Genomic DNA, 16797 nt, shown 5'->3' on the forward strand with positions numbered 1-16797 from the left:
CTCCAGGGCCTCGGGGATGCGCCCAGTATCCACCGCCCGTCTGGATCGCTGACGCCCCGCCCCGACCCCGTCAGCCTCGTAGACTGCAGGGCGCTCCCGGCCGCGCCAGTCGGCGCCCGGCCGGACCATTCCGCTGCTGACCCGGAGGACCTGCGTGGCCAAGCTGCACTTCAAGTACGGGGCGATGAACTCCGGGAAGTCCGACACCCTGATCAAGACCGCGTACAACTACGCCGAGCGGGGACTCGCGACGATCACCGTGAAACCCGCCCTGGACACCAAGGGGGAGGACTGGGTGGTGGCACGCGGGGGTGCGCGCCGCCGCGTCGATGTGCTCATCGGCGCCGAGGAGGATCTGCGCGAGGCGATCCGGGTGGAGGCCGACCGGCGGGGTCTGCGCCCGCTGCACTGCGTGCTGGTGGATGAGTCGCAGTTCCTCCGGCCCGAGCAGATCGACCAGCTGTTCCTGGTCGCGAAGGTCGATGACATCTCCGTGATCTGCTACGGCCTGCGCACCGACTTCCTCACCCGCCAGTTCCCGGGGTCGAGCCGTCTGTTCCAGTTGGCCGACAACTTCGAGAAGCTCCCGACGATGTGCCGTTGCGGCCGCCAGGCGGAGTTCAACTGCCGCGTGGTGGACGGGCGTCACGTGTTCCATGGGGACCAGGTGGCGATCGACGGCGCGGGCAGTGTGACGTACGAGTCGCTGTGCGGGCAGTGCTTCATGCAGGAGCAGAGCGCGGCGGGTGCCGCGGTCATCGGACCACCACACCCGCCGCGAGCGTCCGCCTGACCGGCGGACGGAAAGGGGATCGGGCGCGCTGCGGCGCGCGCCGCCGGATCAGGCGCCGAGCGGCTTGTCCCCCACCTGGGCGTCGCCGCCGGCCACGCCGTCGACGTCACCGGTGGGCAGGTCCGCACCGGTGGAGGTGTCGGAGGAGCCGCCGGAGACCTTGTCCTTGACGGCGGAGGTGCCCTGGGCCACGGTGGCCTTCACCTGATCGGCGACGCCGGGGGCCTTCTCCTTGGCGGTGGCAGCGGCGTCCTGCGCCAGCTGCGTGGCCTTCTGCTTGGCCTCGTCGGCCTTGGCGCGGACGGTCGGGTCCTCGGCGACACCGCGGACGGCGGACTCGATCTTCTCGTAGGGTTCACGGCCCATCTTCGAGCCGAGCACGAACCCGACGGCGAGACCGATGAACAGGATGACCTTCTTCATGGTGGTGTCCTTCCCAGGGATGAGAGGGGGCTGGACCGAGGGCCGACCGGGCCCCGGCCCCGCAGATGCACGTCGATCGTGTCACATCGGGACTGGGGCTGTCTCGGATCACGCACGGAAGGCGAGGCCCCGCGGCCGTTCGATGGGGTCGATCGCCACCTCCGGTCCCATCCGATACCCGGTGGTCTCCGCCGCGGACGTAGTGTGATCGAGATCGGGCCCACGGGCCCGGTCGTGGGCTCCGGCCGACTCATAGGATGAGCGCCGTCCCACCGGACGACCCCACCGCGCGCCGGGACCCCCGTCGCGCCCACTGTCGAAGGAGACACCCTTGACGCAGGCACAGCCGGCCCTGGCCACCACCGTCACCCCGGAACAGGTCACGGAGCAGGTGCGCACCTGGGTGCAGGCCGCATCCCACCGCCCCACGCCCGCCGCGGCGACGATGCTGGCGGAGCTGCTGAAGGACCCGAAGGGCCTGGAGTTCACCGTGGCGTTCGTGGATCGCGTGATCCGCACGGAGGACCCCCGCGCCGCCGCCGCGGAGCTGCGCCGCCTCGCCGCCGATCCGCCGTCGTTCCTGCCCGCGCCCCTGCGCCGCATCGTCGGTCTCGGCGGTACCGCCTCCCACGTCGCCCCCGACGTGGTGGTCCGCACCGCCGCCGCGGTCATGCGCGGCATGGTCGGCCACCTGGTGCTGGACTCCCGAGACCCCATGCTGGCCCGCTCGATCGCCCGTCTGCGCGCCCAGGGCACCGAGCTGAACATCAACCTGCTCGGCGAGGCCGTCCTCGGCGCCCGCGAGGCGAACCGTCGCCTGGAGGGTGTGCGCACCCTGGTGCAGCGCGAGGACGTCGACTACGTCTCCATCAAGGTCTCCTCGATCGTTGACCACCTGTCGCTGTGGGGGGCGCAGGAGACCGTCGACCACATCGTCGAGACGCTGCTGCCGCTGTACCTCGACGCGGCCCGCACCTCCCCCACCACGTTCATCAACATGGACATGGAGGAGTACCGCGATCTGGAGCTGACTCTCGAGGTGTTCGAGAAGCTGCTGGATCGTCCGGAGCTGATGTCCCTGCCCGCCGGCATCGTGCTGCAGGCGTACCTGCCGGACTCCTCCGCCGCGATGGCGCGTCTGCTGCGTTTCGCGCAGGACCGCGTGGCCCGCGGCGGCGCCCCGATCAAGGTGCGCGTGGTGAAGGGCGCCAACCTCGCCATGGAGCGTGTCGATGCGTCCCTGAAGGGTCTGCCGCTGGCGACCTTCGGCTCCAAGGAGGAGTCCGACGCCCAGTACAAGCGGGTGCTGCTGGACGCCATCGACCCGGAGAAGCTGAAGGCCGTGCACCTGGGCATCGCCGGGCACAACCTGTTCGACGCCGCCTTCGCCTACCTGCTCATGACGGAGCGGGGCATCGCGCCGACCCCGGACAGCGGCATCGAGTTCGAGATGCTCGCCGGGATGGCTCCCGGCCAGCAGGCCGTGGTCCGCGAGACCGTCGGCTCCATGCGCCTGTATGTGCCGGTGGTCTCCCCCGCGAGTTCGACGTCGCCGTGTCGTACCTGGTGCGGCGCCTGGAGGAGAACGCCTCCCCGGAGAACTTCATGTCGGCGGTGTTCGAACTCGACTCCAGCGAGGAGCTGTTCCGCCGCGAGGAGGGTCGTTTCCGCCGCGCGCTGGAGCGGGCGCTGACCGAGACCGCGGAGCCGACGCACCGCGTGCAGAACCGTGCGGAGGAGCGGGCGGCCGGTCTGCCGGAGCTGGGTTCCGCCGCGCTGCCGGCGCGCCCGGGCGCGTTCCGCTCCACCCCCGACACCGACATGTCCGTGGCCGCGAACCAGCAGTGGGGTGAGCAGATCACGCGTCGGATCCGCACCTCCACCCTCGGTACCGCCACCATCGACGCAGCGCGCATCGAGCGAACCGACGAGGTCGAGGCCGTGTTCCAGCGGGCGATCGAGGCGCAGCGCCGCTGGGGCGCCCTGTCGGCGTCCGAGCGGGCGGCGGCGGTGCGCCGGGTCGGGCAGGTGCTCGCGCATCGGCGGGCCGAGCTGCTGGAGGTCATGGCCTCTGAGACCGGCAAGACCCTGGAGCAGGGCGACCCGGAGGTCAGTGAGGCCATCGACTTCGCCCTGTACTACGCGGAGCAGGCGGAGCGCCTCGCCGCGGAACCGGGCCTGAGCATCACTCCGCGCCGGATCACCCTGGTGACGCCGCCGTGGAACTTCCCGATCGCGATCCCCGTCGGCGGTGTGCTGTCGGCGGCGGTCACCGGCAGCGCCGTCATCATGAAGCCTGCCCCGCAGGCGCGGCGATGCGGCGGCATGATCGCCGACATCCTCGCTGAGGCCGGTCTGCCGGCGGACGTGGTGCAGATCGTGGACGTGCCGGAGAACGAGGTCGGCCGGGCGCTGATCTCCGACGAGCGCGTGGATCAGCTGATCCTCACCGGCGCCTACGACACGGCGGCGCTGTTCGCGTCGTGGCGGCCGCAGCTGCGCATCAAGGCGGAGACCAGCGGCAAGAACGCGATCGTGGTGACCCCGCATGCGGACCTCGACCTGGCCGCGAAGGATGTCGCCTACAGCGCCTTCGGCCACGCCGGCCAGAAGTGCTCGGCGGCGAGCCTCGTGATCACCGTCGGGTCCGTGTCACGGTCGCGGCGCTTCCAGGCGCAGCTCGCCGATGCGGTGCTGTCGCTGCACGTGGGCATGCCCACCGATCCGACCGCGACGGTCGGCCCGATCATCGAACCGGCCGCCGGAAAGCTCGGCTCGGGCCTGACGACGCTCGGTCCGGGTGAGACCTGGTTGGCGCGGCCCCGGCAGCTGGATGACTCCGGTCGCCTGTGGTCCCCGGGTGTGCGCGACGGTGTCACGGAGGGGTCGGAGTACCACCAGACGGAGTACTTCGGACCGATCCTCGGCATCATGCATGCGGACACCCTGGAGGAGGCGCTGGAGCTGCAGAACGGCACCAGCTACGGACTCACCGCGGGTCTGCACTCCCTGGACCCGGCGGAGATCGCCCAGTGGGTGCAGGGGGTCGAGGCCGGCAACCTGTACGTGAACCGCGGCATCACCGGGGCGATCGTGGAGCGTCAGCCGTTCGGCGGGTGGAAGCGCTCGGCGATCGGGCAGACCGCCAAGGCCGGTGGACCGAACTACCTGGTGCACCTGGTGGACATCACCGACGAGGACACCTCCCGGGACGAGGCGACGTGGCTGGCCGATGCCCGCCACAGCGACCGTGAGCACCTGGCGACGACCTTCGCGCCGCGCGACGTGCAGGCCCTCCACGGGGAGATCAACGTGCTGCGGTACCTGCCGATCCCGACGGTGGTGCGGGCCGCCGCCGGCACCACCCCGGTGCAGCTGGAGCGTGTGCTGTCCGCCGCTGCGCTCGTGGGTGCGGACGTCGAGGTGTCCGTGCACGACGCCGCGCTGACCGAGGTCGTGGGCCGCTCCGGGGTCGGCGAGGTCACGGTGCAGGTCGAGACCGCGGAGCAGTTCGCGGCGCGAGTGGGCACCCTCACCCGACTGCGGGTGCGTCTGCTCGGCGAGGCCGACGACGCCCTGCTGCGGGCGATCGCCCAGCGACCCGAGGTGGCGCTGTTCACCGGTGGTCCGACCGCCAGCGGCCGCGTGGAGCTGCTGGCGTTCCTGCACGAGCAGGCGGTGTCGGCGACGAACCACCGGTACGGAAACCCGCTGCCGGAGGCGCTGGACGTCACCGGCGGTCAGGGGTACGCCCTCGGTCGGGAGTGACCTGAGCTGAGAGAAGGCGGGGCGGGGCCGGTGATGGCCCCGCCCCGCCTCGTCGTCGGGGTCGTCGTCGCGCCGGGGGTCGAGCTCGCGGGCACTCCGGCGTGAGAGCGCCGACGGTCTCGGGTCAGCTCTCGACGACGGTCCCGTCGGGCACGGTCCCGCCCTCCTCGCCGAGGACGGCGTCGCCGCGCACGGTGACGTCGGCCCCGAAGGTCCAGTCGCCCCGGATGTCGAGCGAGCGGGCCTCACGCAGCGACGGAACACCCTGCGGGAAGCGGCGGTCGAAGTCACCCACCAGCTTGTACGGCTCGGAGGCCAGGGTGATCAGCGGCGCGGCCTCGACGTCCCGCACGAGGGCGAAGTCGTCGGTGAGGCGGTAGGCGTCGGACCGCACGAGCATCAGGTCGCTGGTGGCCTTCACCGGGAGGAACCGGGAGCGGTCGACGACGATCGCGCTCGCTCCCTCGAACACCTCGATCGCGGCGCCCATCGCGGATTCGATCTGGTACACCGGCGTGGAGGTCTTGTCGGAGGGATCGACCGTTTTCTCGTTGCGGATGAGCGGGAGCCCGAGCACCCCATCGCGTTCCTCGAGCACCCGGGCGAGCTGCTCGAGGTCGAACCACAGGTTGTTGGTGTGGAAGTACGGGTGGCGGTGCTCGTCGGTGAAGAAGTCCATCTCGTCCGCGGGCGTCTGTGCAGTGTCCCGCAGGATCAGCCGGCCGTCTGCCTTGCGGATCGCGAGGTGACCGCCCTTGCGGTCGGCGGCGGTGCGGCGGCACAGCTCGGCGGCGTACGGGGCGCCGCTGGAGGCGAACCAACCGGCGATCTCCGGGCTGGGGACAGTCCCGAGGTTGTCGGAGTTGGAGACGCTGGCGTAGCGGAAGCCCGCGTCGAGCAGCTTCTGCAGCACCCCGGAGGCGAGCAGAGCGGTGTAGATGTCGCCGTGGCCGGGCGGACACCACTCCAGGTCGGGATCGGCAGGCCATTCGACGGGGGTGAGGTCGTCGGTGCGGAGCTTCGGCTCCTTGTTCTGCAGGAAGTCCAACGGCAGGTCGCCGACGGGCAGGTCGGGATACTTCGCAAGCACCTCGAGGGTGTCGGCCTGGGTGCGGAACGAGTTCATGAACAGCAGCGGCAGCCGGGCCCCGGTGGCCCGGCGCGCGGCGAGAACCTGCTCGACGATGATGTCGAGGAAGCTCTTGCCGTCCCGGACGGGAAGCAGGGACTTCGCGGCGTCGAGACCCATCGAGGTGCCGAGACCGCCGTTGAGGTTGATGACCACGAGCTTGTCGAAGGCGTCCTGCGCGACCTGCGGGTCGACGGTCAGGTCGGCGAGCTTCGGCGGATCGAGGTACGGCTCGATGGTGTCCTCCGGGATCGTGCCGGTGACGCCGTCGGCGAGCTGGCCGTAGTAGTGCGTGAACGTGTTGATCGCGGCGTCGGCGACGCCTGCGGCGCGCATCTTCTGCTGGGCAGCGGTCAGACCATCTGTGCTCATGCCGCCAGCCTAGTGGTGCTCCCCACGCAGACCTCTCCGCGCCCGCCGGCCGCCACGGCCGTGATCGTCGCTCGACCGCGAACCGGGCTCCCTCGCCGCGTGACCTACCGCCCTGCGGCGTACCCCTGGGCACCCCGGGGGTTGGCCGTCGCCTGCAGGATCCCGGTGTCGGGGTCGCGTGTGACCACGCTGAGCCGCCCGAGGGACCAGTCACCGGCCCGGGTCACGCGGTGGCCGCGTGCCTCCAGCTCCGCGATGACCTCCTCCCCGAGTCGGTTCTCCACGACGACGCCGTACGGTTCCTGCTGCCGGGGTGCGAAGGAGCCGACGCACGCGGTGGTGTGGAGCATCGGGGCGTCGATCGCCTGCTGAGGTGGCACGCCCTGCACGAGCAGGCGCAGCAGCAGCGGCAGCTGCCACTGGTCCTGTTGGTCACCCCCGGGGGTGCCCATCGCTATGATGGTGCGGCCGTCGCGCTGCACCAGAGTGGGGCTGAGCGTGGTGCGGGGCCGGGCGCCCGGCCGCAGCGCCGAGGGGGACGCCTCATCGAGCCAGCACATCTGCAGGCGCGTCCCCAGGCAGAACCCCAGACCCGGGATCGTCGGAGAGGACTGCAGCCATCCCCCGGAGGGCGTGATCGCCACGACGTTCCCCCACCGATCCACGACATCCAGATGGCAGGTGTCGCCCCGTTCCGCCCGCGGCATCGGCGGCTCGGGAGCGTCGGTCGGGACTGCCCGGCTCTCGGCCGTCGCCGGCGTCGGGGGTTCGGGGGTGTCGGCGGTGCGGGATACCCCACCGGGCGTGCCGTCTGCGCGGGACACCCGCACGGTCGGTTCTCCCGACAGCGGGGCGGATGACTCCGCCGCCCGGATCGTCGGCGTCCACGGCGCGCGCCCCGCCGCATCGCCCGGTTCCCCACCGGCCCGGGCGGTCCGTCCGATCAGCTGCCGGCGCTCCTCGATCCGCTGGGTCTCCAGGAGTACCGACGCGTCGGGCCCGTCCTCGCCGTACCAGGCGTCGCGGTCGGCGAGAGCGAGTTTCAGAGCTTCGAGGACATGGTGGGCGCCGTCGGCGGTGGGCGGGTCGAGGTGATCATCCGGCAGCGGGTCGAGCAGTGCGAGAGCCTCCAGCAGCACCGGACCCTGCGTCCAGGTGCCGGCTTTGAGGATCTCCACGTCGCGGAAACGGCCCCGCACGGGGGCCTCGAACCTCGCGACCGGGGCGGCCAGATCCTCGACGGTCAGCACACCCGCGTGGTCGCGGCCGTCGCCGTGCCGGTGCGGGCGGGTCACGAACCGAGCGATCTCCTGGGCGACGCGCCCGGTGCGCCAGCAGACGCGGGCCGCCTCGATCCGCGCCACCCTCTCCGGAGTCGTCGCCGCCTCCCCCGCTGCCACGAGTTCCCGCAGCACCTGGGCGTACTCCGGATTCCGGATCAGCTCGCCCGGGCGCGGCACCTGCCCCTGGGGGCACCACAGCGCCTCGCTGCTGGGCCAGTGCTCGTGGAAGTACGCCGCCATCGCCTCGATCGTGGTGCACACGCGCTCCAGCACCGGGTGCCCGTTCTCCGCGAGGTCGATCGCGTACTCGAGGACGTCGGCGAGGTCCCAGGTGCCGTGCTGCGCGAGCAGCAGCAGCCAGGCGTCGACCGCTCCCGGCACGGCGGCCGCCAGCGCGCCGGAGCCGGGGATGTCGACCAGGCCCTCCTCGTCGCGGTACCGGGTGATCGTCGCCCGGTGCGGCGCCGGACCCTGCCCCATCAGCACCCGCGCCCCTTCGGGGTCACCGGCCATGTGCACCAGGCCGACCAGGTCGCCCCCGGGGCCGTTCAGGTGGGGCTCCACCACGTGCAGGACGAACCCCGCCGCCACCGCGGCGTCGGCCGCGTTGCCTCCGCGTTCCAGCACCGACTGGGCGGTGGCGGTCGCCAGCCAGTGCGTCGAGGCGCTCATCCCGAAGCGTCCCTGCAGCGTGGGCCGGGTGGGCTGCGTGGGCCGGGGAGCGGCAGGGCCGCCCGTCACGTGCGGCTGTCGATCCGAGGGCATGTCCGACCTCCTCATGGTCGGTGGGCAGATGCTCGGCACTCCGAGGTGTCGCACGGGAGCGGTGCGGGCATCGCGCCGGTGCGGTGCGACACGCGGTGACACCGGGGTGCCGGATCGCCAGGCTATCGGGCGGGCCCGCTCAGGAGGCTGAGGCCCACCGTGACCCTGACGAGTGGCGGACACCCCGTGTCCTCATCGACCGGTCCCGCCACCCGCAATCCGGGCAGGGAATGCCCGCCATTCGCGAGTCTCCACACCGCGCGGTCCGAAGCCGCCGACGGTGCCCGCGCGCACGACATCCCCTGTGCCACACCCCTGCGCCACCGCCACCCTCGCGCGTCCGTAGACTTGGTCGACATGAGCACTGTGCTGTCCGCGGTCGCCTGGCCGTATGCCAATGGTCCCCGCCACATCGGTCACGTCGCCGGCTTCGGCGTCCCCTCCGACGTCTTCTCCCGGTACATGCGCATGGCCGGGCACGACGTGCTCATGGTCTCCGGCACTGACGAGCACGGCACACCGATCCTGGTGGCCGCCGACGCCGAGGGCATCACCGCCAAGGAGCTCGCCGACCGCAACAACCGCCTGATCGTCGAGGACCTCGTCGCCCTCGGCCTGTCGTACGACCTGTTCACCCGCACCACCACCCGCAACCACTACGACGTGGTGCAGCGCATGTTCGTGGCGGTCCGGGACAACGGGTACCTGGTGCAGCAGACCACCATGGCGGCGATCTCCCCCTCCACCGGTCGCACCCTGCCCGACCGGTACATCGAGGGCACCTGCCCGATCTGCGGCACCCCCGGCGCCCGCGGTGACCAGTGCGACGCCTGCGGCAACCAGCTCGATCCGACGGATCTCATCGACCCCGTCTCCCGCATCAACGGCGAGATCCCGAAGTTTGTCGAGACCACCCACTGGTTCCTGGACCTGCCCTCCCTCGCCTCGGAGCTCGGCCGCTGGCTCGACGAGCGTGAGGCCACCGGTCTGTGGCGCCCGAACGTGATCCGCTTCAGCCAGAACATCCTCGAGGACATCAAGCCCCGCGCGATGACCCGTGACATCGACTGGGGCATCCCCGTGCCCGGCTGGGAGGACCAGCCCACCAAGCGCCTCTACGTCTGGTTCGACGCCGTCATCGGCTACCTGTCGGCGTCCATCGAGTGGGCGCGCCGACTGGGCGATCCGGACCGCTGGCGCCGCTGGTGGAACGACCCCGAGGCCCTCAGCTACTACTTCATGGGCAAGGACAACATCGTCTTCCACTCCCAGATCTGGCCGGCCGAGCTGCTGGCCCAGAACGGTGCGGGCGATCACGGCGGCACCCCCGGAGAGTTCGGGCAGCTCAACCTGCCCACCGAGGTCGTCTCCAGTGAGTTCCTGACCATGGAGGGCAAGAAGTTCTCCTCCTCCAAGGGCGTCGTGATCTACGTGCGCGATGTGCTGGAGCGGTACCAGGCCGATGCGCTGAGGTACTTCATCTCCGCTGCCGGCCCCGAGAACCAGGACGCCGACTTCACCTGGTCAGAGTTCGTCTCCCGGACCAACAACGAGCTGGTGGCGGGTTGGGGGAACCTGGTCAACCGCACCGCCGCGATGATCGCCAAGAACGTCGGTGAGATCCCCGCCGCCGGGGAGTTCGAGCAGATCGACCGTGACCTCCTCGACCAGATCGAGGCCGGTTTCGTCACTGTCGGCGGTCTCATCGAGGCTCACCGCCAGCGCGCCGCGATCGCCGAGATCATGCGCCTGGTCGGCGAGGCCAACCGGTACGTCTCCGAGACCGAGCCGTTCAAGATGACGACCGAGGACCAGCGGCCGCGCCTGCTGACTGTGCTGCACGTCCTCGCGCAGACCGTTACCGACCTCAACACGATGCTGGCGCCGTTCCTGCCGCACTCCGCCAATGAGGTGGAGAAGGCTCTGGGTGGCAGCCTCGTCATCGCGCCGATGCCGCAGATGCAGGAGGTCGAGGACCTCGACGGCGGTGACCCCTACCCGATCATCACCGGCGAGTACTCCGACACCCCCGCCTGGGCGCACCGCGAGGTGCAGGTCGGGGCCCCGGTCGCGAAGCCGACCCCGATCTTCCAGAAGCTCGATCCGAGCATCATCGAGGAGGAGCTCGCCCGCCTGGGCGCTGAGCCTGCGGAGGCCTGACGGGTGGTGGCCCGCGCTCGCCCGCCTGGGCGCTGAGGCCGCGCGGGCCCGCCGCCCTTACTTCCACTTTCCACGCAAGTGAAAGTACAGGGCGGTCATGGTTCCACGTCCTCCACCGGAGGCCACAGCCATCACCCTCCCGGTGCCTCCGGTGGGAGGGTGAATCGGGCGATGGACCGTCCCGGACGACGGGGTGGCCTCGCGGTCAGCGCGTCGCGGCGACCGCCTGCTCCAGGTCCGCCCGCAGGTCGGACTCATCCTCCAGCCCGATCGACAGCCGCACCGTGGCGGGGCCGACCCCGGCGGCGCGCTGTTGCTCCGGTGTCAGATGCGAGTGGGTGGTCGAGGCGGGATGCACCACCAGTGAGCGCACATCGCCGAGGTTCACCGCGAGGGTGAACAGCCGCAGGGCGTCACAGAACCGTGCCGCGGCACTCTCCCCCGTCGGGTCGTCGGCGGTGGGGGCGAGGTCGATCGCGAACACGCCGCCGCAGCCGGCCGGGAAGTCCCGCGTCAGCAGCTCGGCGTCGGGGCGACCGGGACTGGACGGGTGATGCACCGCCGCGACCCCGGGCAGGCCCCGCAGATGGGCGGCGAGCGCCGCAGCGGTGCGGGAGATGCGCTCCATGCGCAGGTCGAGGGTCTCGATGCCAAGCAGCACGGTGTGGGCGGACTGCGCCGGCAGGGTGGCGCCGAAGTCGGTCATGAGTTTCGCCCGTGCGAAGGCGAGCAGGCCGGAGCCGCCGCGGGCGTACTCGTCGGCGAAGGTCACACCGAAGCGACGGTTCGGCGTGGTCAGACGCTCCCAGCGCTCGGGGTGGCGGCGGGGGTCGAAGCGACCGGTGTCGACGATCAGCCCGGCGAGGGTGGTGCCGTGGCCGGCGAGGTACTTGGTGGCGGAGTGGACGACGACGTCGGCGCCATGCTCCCCCGGCCGGTACAGCGCCGGGGAAGCGAGGGTCGAGTCGACGACGACGGGCACGTCAGCGCCGTGCGCGATACGGCTGATGGCGTCGAGGTCGACCAGGTGCGCCCCGGGGTTCGCCACGGATTCCACGAGGATCGCACGCGTGGTCGGCCGTAGCGCGTCCCGCCAGGCGCCGAGATCCCACGGGGAGACATAGGTGGTGGTGACACCGAGGTCGACGAGGGTGTCGTCGAGGAACTCCCGGGTGCCGCCGTACAGCAGCTCGGAGGCGACGAGGTGGGTACCGGGCGCCAGCAGGGCGGTGAGGGCGATGGTGGTCGCGGCCTGGCCGGAGGCGACGGCGATCGCCCCGATGCCGCCCTCCAGGGCGGTGATGCGCCGTTCGAGCACAGCGGTGGTGGGGTTGCCGGAGCGGGCGTAGGCGAAGCCCTCGCGGCGGCGGGCGAAGAGGTCGGCGAGGGAGGCGTGATCCGGGTGGGCGTACGCGCTGGTGGCGTAGATGGGGGCGACGACGGCCCCGTGCGGGTCGTCACTGGGGCGATGTCCCGCGTGGATCTGGGCGGTTCCCATGGCACCTCCTCGGTTCGGATGCCTCCCAGGGTCGGGCCGGTGACCCGTCGGTCGCGAGGGGTGTGACGGTGTGTGTCAGGCGGGGGCGCCGTCGGGCTGCCAGAGGCCGGAGCATCCGCGCCGGTGGGAGCCGACCAGGTGGGTGTCGATGATCCCGATCGCCTCCATCAGCGCGAACATCGTCGTCGGCCCGACGAAGCGGAACCCGCGGGCCTTCAGTTCCCCCGCCAGAGCGTGGGACTCCGGGCTCGTGGTGGGGATCTCCGCCGCAGAGTGCGGCGAGGGGGTGCGGGCGGGCCGGTAGGACCACACGAGGTCGGCGAGGGTGCTGCCGACGGGCAGGTCGCCGGTGGCACCGAGTCCGGCGGTGGTGCGCAGCGTCACGGTGGCGCGGGCGTTGGTGAGGGTCGCGGTGATCTTGCCGCGGTGGCGGATGATCCGCTCATCGTGCAGGAGCGCCTCCACCTGTGTCTCTCCCCAGGTGGCGAGGGTGTCGGGGTCGAATCCGGCGAAGGCGGCCCGGAATCCGTCGCGGCGGCGCAGGATCGTCGCCCACGACAGGCCCGATTGGAAGCCCTCCAGGCAGACGCGTTCCAGGACGCCCCGCTCGTCGGTGACGGGCATGCCCCATTCGGTGTCGTAGTAGCGGCGCAGGTCGGGGTGGCTGCTCGCCCAGGCGGGGCGGGCGAGTCCGTCGGTGCCGACGATGAGGCCCGTGTCGGGGGTGCTCACCCGGGCACCTCGTGCAGCGTGTCGACGGTCGGCGGCAGCGCGGGGTCGTCCTCCCGCTGCTCATCGCCCTGCCGGAGGTGACGCAGAAGGGTGCGGACGGCGCGCCGCCCGGCACGATTCGCACCGATGGTGGAGGCACTGGGTCCGTAGCCGACGAGGTGGATGCGCGGGTCCGCCGCCACCTGGGTGCCGTCCATGCGGATGCCGCCACCGGGGGTGCGCAGGTGCAGCGGCGCCAGGTGGTCCAGGGCCGCGCGGAACCCGGTGGCCCACAGGATCACGTCCACCGGGGTGACTGTTCCGTCGGCTTCCACCAGGCCCTCCGGGACGATGTTGGTGGGCATGGGTCGGCGCTGCAGGGCGCCGCGGTCGCGGGCGGCACGCAGCTCGGGGGTCCAGCGCAGCCCGGTCACCGACACCACGGATTCGGGCGGCAGTCCCCGGGCGATACGCTGTTCGACGCGGGCGACAGCCGCCCGTCCCTGCACCTCCGGCTCGAACGGGCCGTCGCGGAACACGGGGGTGCGGCGGGTGTACCAGACGGTGTCGACCCCGGCGGCGGACAGCTCGGCGAGGAACCCGGTGGCGCTGATCCCGGCGTCGACGACGGCGACCCTCCGTCCGCGCAGCTCTTCGGGACCGCGGTAGTCGACAGTGCGCATCTGGCGACCCCGGAAGCTGTGGATGCCGGGCACGAAGGGGACGTGGGGACGGGTCCAGGTGCCGGTGGCGTTGATCAGAGCACGGGTGCGGATGGTGGGCAGGGGGGTGCCGTCCGGTCGCGCGACCCGGACCAGGAGCGGGGAGTCGGTACCGGCGTGGGGGTCCTCATTCTCGACCCGCAGCACCCGCACGGGTCGTTCGATCGGCAGTGCGCGACGCTGCTCGAACTCCGCGAAGTAGGCGGGGACGGCCTCCCGGGCCGGGGTCTGCGGGGGAATGTCCCGCAGCGGCATGTCGGGCAGGTCGGCGATGCGGTTGACGGTCGCCATGGTCAGGGAGGGCCAGCGGTGACGCCACGCCCCGCCGGGCCCGTCCTCGGCGTCGAGGAGGATCACGCGGCGGGCCGGTCCGATGAGCTCATGGCGGCGCGCGGTCGGGGTGCCGTGCGGTCGCGACGGCGGGGTGGCGGCATGGGCGAGATCGTCGGCGGGCACGGCACCCAGGCGCAGCAGGTGGTGGGCGGCGGAGATCCCGGCCTGTCCCCCGCCGATCACCAGCACATCGGTCTCCCGCAGCGGGCTGCCCGGAGCCGGGGATTCCCGCAGCGGGCTGCCCGGAGCCGGGGATTCCCGCAGCGGGCTGCCCGGGTTCGCGGTCTCCCCCCTCGAGGGGGCCGTGTCGGAGAACCGTGGTGGGGTGGTCACGGGAGGTGAACGCCGCTGGCCGCAGGGGGATTCCCCCGTCCCCGCAGGGGCCTCACCAGCAGTTCGATGACCCCTTCGACGGGGCCACGGCGCCACGGCGAGCGCGGCGCGGTGACGCGACGGGTGATCTCAGCCCACACGATCGGTACCCCGAGGCCGATCACCAACAGCAGCGCGAGCATCCCCCAGGAGTCATCGCGGGCGCCGCCGGTGACGATGCCGTGGACGTGCAGCACCAGGATCTGCAGGCAGTAGGCGGTCAGGGCCGTCGCCCCGGGGGTGGCGAGCACGCGCAGGGCTGTGCCGACCCCGCCGGTCCGGGGAAGCAGCGTTGTCGCAGTCCAGCAGGCGAGCACCACCGCCGTGGCACCGGCGAGGTCACCAAGGGTCTCCGACCAGGTGCCGTCGTAGGCATGGACCTCCCACAGACCCAGCAGGTTCGGCGCGATGAGCAACCCGCCCATCACCGCCGCAGCCCCCACACCGGCCAGGCCGGTGAGAGCTGGCGAGGGGCGGCCCCGCAGCCACCGCACCAGCAGGATCCCGGCGATGGCGTACAGCGTGAACGCGGAGAGACGGTAGGGCCCGGCACCGCCCATCAGGGCGACCAGCTGGGTGAGAAGCGGCCGCGGCGGTTCAGCGGTGCGCAGACCCGGCATCACCAGGGGCAGAGTCATGGCGAGAGCGGCGACCGGCACAGCGAGAGCTCCGAGCCACGCGGTGCGCGTCCTCACCAGGGCTTCGGACACGAGCATGAGCACTCCGAGCGGTACCAGCACGATCACCACCTGGGCGCGGCTGAGGGCGAGCAGCATCCCGAGAGCGATGACACACACCGCCCGCACGGCGGTGACCAGCACATGCCGGGGTCCGGGGCGCGGTCGTGCGCCAGCTGCGCGGCGGCACCGACGAGCAAGGCGAACAGCGGGGCGGTGAGGAATTCCGTGGCGAGGAGGATGCGGGCGGGCCCGTCGGACGGGGCGACGTGCGCGGTGAACATCATCGCGATCGCGAGGGTGCGGGCGAGGTCGATGGAGACCAAGCGGGCGGTGTCGGTGGAGCGCGACGTCACGGTGTCAGTCTTCAGCGGGGGTCTCTTCCGGGGAGGTCTGGGAGCGTCGGCGGAGTGTCGGCACACGGAGGTGTTCCAGCGGCAGGAACGCCGCCCAGCACACGACGGTGGGCAGGAAGTGGATGCCGAGGGTGAGGAGGGTGCCGAGATGGAACAGCAGCACGATCCCGATCAGGGTGTACAGGGCACGGCCGCGCAGCACCAGCGCGAGGACGGTGCCCAGTTCCATCAGGAGCACCGCCCATTGTGCGGGGACGAACAGCCAGGGCAGCTGGAGCGTCCACTCCACCCACGGGGCGCCGCGGCGGATGAACGCCCAGGTGAAGATGGCGCTGTTCGCCCACGCCGCGGGCGAGCCGGAGTAGAGGGTCTTCGCCAGCACCGACAGCACGTAGGTGGCGACCACGGCCAGCTGGATGCTGCGCAGAGCCCACCCGGCGGCGCGACTGACCCTCTCGGATCTGCTGGTGAGGGCGGGGACGGTCGGCAGCACGGCGACGGCGACCATCAGCGCCATCTGGTCGTGGGAGACGTACCCGTAGCTCTGCGACCACAGCATCCACACCCAGAACGACACCGCCAGGACCGCGCCGGCGATGCGCTGGGTGCGCCCCGCGATGACCATCGCCGCGGCGGTGAGGATCACCACGAGGAGGATCCCGGCGAGGGTCGGGGTGACGGCCGGGAGGTGCAGCAGCCGGGCCAGCAGCAGGGGCCGGTAGAACTCGGGGCTGCGGGCGTGGGCCGGCACATCATCGGCGAACAGCAGGACGTCGAGCACCACGACCACGGCGACCAGACGGTGCAGTCGGGCGGCGCGGGCGACGGGCAGCGGCGGCATCAGCCAGCGCAGCACCGGCAGGTCGGCGGCATCGGCCCGGGTGGCGGTCACGGCGCCTCCCACACCGCGACGGTCACCCGCTGCGGCGGCCCGGCGGGGGCGCCGTCGTGCAGGGTCGTGACCTCTTCGCACAGTTCGAGCCGGGTGAGGGGGTCCTCCGGGTGCGCTCGCGCATAGGCGGCGGCCAGCGGGGCGAGCTGCTCCGGTCCCGTGCCGCCGGCACGCAGTCGCCGCTCCACGTCGGCGCGCTCCGTCCCGACCTGCCGGCCGAAGGGGATCTCGAACGGCAACGGGCGGCTGGCGGTGACCCCGAGCAGGCAGGCCTCGCGCACCTCACCGTTCGGATCGATGCCCTTCGCGTACTGCTCCAGCACCCCGAAGGGGAAGGGATCGTTGGTCAGTCGCAGGTTCGCTCCGACCAGCACCGTCACGCACAGGAGCACCGCGGCCAGCCGCCACAGCGTCCCGAGGGGCCGCAGACCGTCGCCGGTCGCGGGTGCTGGTCGTGACGTCATGCGGGGAACCTCCTGACCCGAGTATCCCCGGGGTGCGGGCCGTGCCGCGAACCGGCGCGTCCCCGTCACCGGGTGTCCC

Annotated in this window: 14 protein-coding genes; 4 read left to right on the forward strand and 10 right to left on the reverse strand. The window is 71.9% G+C overall.

Features of this window, described 5'->3' with window-relative positions; genetic code table 11:
- Positions 1-154 precede the first annotated feature (154 nt).
- Positions 155-793: a thymidine kinase gene (locus JSY14_RS01695; protein ID WP_259557028.1), complete on the forward strand. Its 639-nt coding sequence runs from the start codon at positions 155-157 to the stop codon at positions 791-793.
- Positions 794-841: 48 nt separating this feature from the next.
- On the opposite strand, the gene JSY14_RS01700 is transcribed toward JSY14_RS01695, so the two are convergent.
- Positions 842-1216 (reverse strand): hypothetical protein, encoded by a 375-nt coding sequence (locus JSY14_RS01700; RefSeq protein ID WP_259557029.1) that lies wholly within the window; start codon positions 1214-1216, stop codon positions 842-844.
- A 331-nt stretch (positions 1217-1547) separates the two neighbouring features.
- Between JSY14_RS01700 and JSY14_RS01705 the strand changes: the two genes are divergently transcribed.
- Complete coding sequence (locus JSY14_RS01705) at positions 1548-2909, forward strand: proline dehydrogenase family protein (RefSeq protein WP_259557031.1); 1362 nt, start codon at positions 1548-1550, stop codon at positions 2907-2909.
- Positions 2822-4984 carry an aldehyde dehydrogenase family protein gene (locus JSY14_RS01710; RefSeq protein WP_432803645.1) on the forward strand — a complete coding sequence of 721 codons (2163 nt, stop codon included), beginning with the start codon at positions 2822-2824 and terminating at the stop codon, positions 4982-4984. Before JSY14_RS01705 ends, JSY14_RS01710 begins: the two co-directional genes overlap by 88 nt.
- Positions 4985-5108: 124 nt before the next feature.
- Here the strand turns inward: JSY14_RS01710 and JSY14_RS01715 are convergent, their stop codons facing one another.
- Together JSY14_RS01715 and JSY14_RS01720 are read right to left on the reverse strand one after the other, a co-directional pair.
- Positions 5109-6485: a UTP--glucose-1-phosphate uridylyltransferase gene (locus tag JSY14_RS01715; protein WP_259557032.1), complete on the reverse strand. Its 1377-nt coding sequence runs from the start codon at positions 6483-6485 to the stop codon at positions 5109-5111.
- Positions 6486-6589: 104 nt separating this feature from the next.
- Positions 6590-8533 carry a gamma-glutamyltransferase family protein gene (locus JSY14_RS01720; protein ID WP_432803586.1) on the reverse strand — a complete coding sequence of 648 codons (1944 nt, stop codon included), beginning with the start codon at positions 8531-8533 and terminating at the stop codon, positions 6590-6592.
- Between the two features lie 357 nt (positions 8534-8890).
- Here JSY14_RS01720 and metG point away from each other — a divergent pair, with 357 nt between their 5' ends.
- Positions 8891-10693, forward strand: a complete 1803-nt coding sequence (metG, locus tag JSY14_RS01725) for a methionine--tRNA ligase (protein WP_259557034.1) — start codon at positions 8891-8893, stop codon at positions 10691-10693.
- 205 nt (positions 10694-10898) lie between these two features.
- Here metG and JSY14_RS01730 read toward each other — a convergent pair whose 3' ends face one another.
- The 7 genes from JSY14_RS01730 to JSY14_RS01760 all read right to left on the reverse strand — a co-directional run bounded on the left by JSY14_RS01730 (position 10899) and on the right by JSY14_RS01760 (position 16718).
- Complete coding sequence (locus JSY14_RS01730; protein WP_259557035.1) at positions 10899-12191, reverse strand: O-acetylhomoserine aminocarboxypropyltransferase/cysteine synthase family protein; 1293 nt, start codon at positions 12189-12191, stop codon at positions 10899-10901.
- 75 nt (positions 12192-12266) lie between these two features.
- Positions 12267-12923: a DNA-3-methyladenine glycosylase I gene (locus JSY14_RS01735; RefSeq protein ID WP_259557036.1), complete on the reverse strand. Its 657-nt coding sequence runs from the start codon at positions 12921-12923 to the stop codon at positions 12267-12269.
- Complete coding sequence (locus JSY14_RS01740; RefSeq protein ID WP_259557037.1) at positions 12920-14290, reverse strand: NAD(P)/FAD-dependent oxidoreductase; 1371 nt, start codon at positions 14288-14290, stop codon at positions 12920-12922. Before JSY14_RS01740 ends, JSY14_RS01735 begins: the two co-directional genes overlap by 4 nt.
- On the reverse strand, positions 14287-15105 hold the full coding sequence (locus tag JSY14_RS01745) for a hypothetical protein (RefSeq protein ID WP_259557039.1): 819 nt from the start codon (positions 15103-15105) through the stop codon (positions 14287-14289). The genes JSY14_RS01740 and JSY14_RS01745 overlap by 4 nt, the downstream gene beginning before the upstream one ends.
- Entirely contained in the window at positions 15072-15362 is a 291-nt protein-coding gene (locus JSY14_RS01750; protein WP_259557040.1) for a hypothetical protein, read from the reverse strand. Before JSY14_RS01750 ends, JSY14_RS01745 begins: the two co-directional genes overlap by 34 nt.
- A gap of 4 nt (positions 15363-15366) precedes the next feature.
- Positions 15367-16254: an HTTM domain-containing protein gene (locus JSY14_RS01755; RefSeq protein ID WP_259557041.1), complete on the reverse strand. Its 888-nt coding sequence runs from the start codon at positions 16252-16254 to the stop codon at positions 15367-15369.
- A complete protein-coding gene (locus JSY14_RS01760) occupies positions 16251-16718 on the reverse strand; it encodes a hypothetical protein (RefSeq protein WP_259557042.1) in 468 nt (155 codons plus the stop codon). The genes JSY14_RS01755 and JSY14_RS01760 overlap by 4 nt, the downstream gene beginning before the upstream one ends.
- Positions 16719-16797: the final 79 nt, after the last annotated feature.

This window comes from Brachybacterium sillae, assembly GCF_025028335.1.
In the GTDB taxonomy this organism is placed as follows: Bacteria; Actinomycetota; Actinomycetes; order Actinomycetales; family Dermabacteraceae; genus Brachybacterium; species Brachybacterium sillae.

Coding starts and splice junctions, on each gene's coding strand:
- JSY14_RS01700 (WP_259557029.1), bottom strand. CDS start 1,216: ATGAAGAAGGTCATCCTGTTCATCGGTCTCGCCGTCGGGTTCGTGCTC.
- JSY14_RS01710 (WP_432803645.1), top strand. CDS start 2,822: ATGTCGGCGGTGTTCGAACTCGACTCCAGCGAGGAGCTGTTCCGCCGC.
- JSY14_RS01715 (WP_259557032.1), bottom strand. CDS start 6,485: ATGAGCACAGATGGTCTGACCGCTGCCCAGCAGAAGATGCGCGCCGCA.
- JSY14_RS01720 (WP_432803586.1), bottom strand. CDS start 8,533: ATGCCCTCGGATCGACAGCCGCACGTGACGGGCGGCCCTGCCGCTCCC.
- metG (WP_259557034.1), top strand. CDS start 8,891: ATGAGCACTGTGCTGTCCGCGGTCGCCTGGCCGTATGCCAATGGTCCC.
- JSY14_RS01730 (WP_259557035.1), bottom strand. CDS start 12,191: ATGGGAACCGCCCAGATCCACGCGGGACATCGCCCCAGTGACGACCCG.
- JSY14_RS01745 (WP_259557039.1), bottom strand. CDS start 15,105: ATGCTGCTCGCCCTCAGCCGCGCCCAGGTGGTGATCGTGCTGGTACCG.
- JSY14_RS01760 (WP_259557042.1), bottom strand. CDS start 16,718: ATGACGTCACGACCAGCACCCGCGACCGGCGACGGTCTGCGGCCCCTC.